This window comes from Oleiphilus sp. HI0132, assembly GCF_001635845.1.
The window spans coordinates 1-772 of the sequence record NZ_LWGJ01000099.1 but is presented as its reverse complement, the minus strand read 5'-3'; the positions used below and the strand labels follow the sequence as shown (position 1 = coordinate 772).

The 772-nt window shown below is 43.3% G+C and carries 1 protein-coding gene; it reads left to right on the top strand.

The window, feature by feature from the left end:
- A partial coding sequence (locus A3766_RS01280) for a GGDEF domain-containing protein (protein WP_156508597.1) occupies positions 1 to 668 on the top strand: 668 nt, incomplete at its 5' end.
- Between the last annotated feature and the right edge of the window lie 104 nt (positions 669 to 772).

The window sequence follows — 772 nt, the reverse complement described above, 5'->3', positions numbered from 1 at the left end:
TCGCTGACAGGTTAAATTATGAAAAAGACTTGCGAGTTGAAGCTCAAGATGCACTACTCGATGCGCAAATCAAAATGAATCAGGATTTAGATAAAATCGTTAAATCACGCACCGAAGCGCTCGAAGAAGCGAATACGCAGCTTAAGGAACTAAGCGTAACTGACGGCCTTACTAGTCTAAAGAATCGCTACTATTTCGATAAGACCTTTAAGAAAGAAATTCACCGTGCTGCGAGGGACAGCCTCAGCTTTTCAGTTATTATGATCGATATAGATCACTTTAAGGTCCTTAATGATAAATACGGACATTTGTATGGTGACTACTGTCTAACTCGCTCTGCCGAGCTGATAAAAGCAGTTATCCATCGACCTTCGGATACCGTCGCACGCTATGGCGGTGAAGAAATAGCAGTGCTTCTACCCAATACGACATTAGACGGTGCTATGCGACTTGCCGAGCGCATACGTGAGCAGTTCAAAGAAAACGAGTTTTTGGATTCGGGCATTTCAACCTTTTTAACTGTGAGCATTGGTGTATCCAACGCCACCCCTACTACAGACACAATCAAGCACGCGATTAAACTATTGGATATTGCCGATCAATGCCTGTATAAAGCAAAGGAAGCTGGGCGCGATCGAGTAATAGGCCAGAAATGCTATTTCGAGTAATACAGTGCCACTTTATCGTGGCCACTCACTGAAACACTCTCGCACTAATTCGACAAACGCCTCCTCACAAACACTAGCCATATTAAAATGAGAGTTTAAGGAAT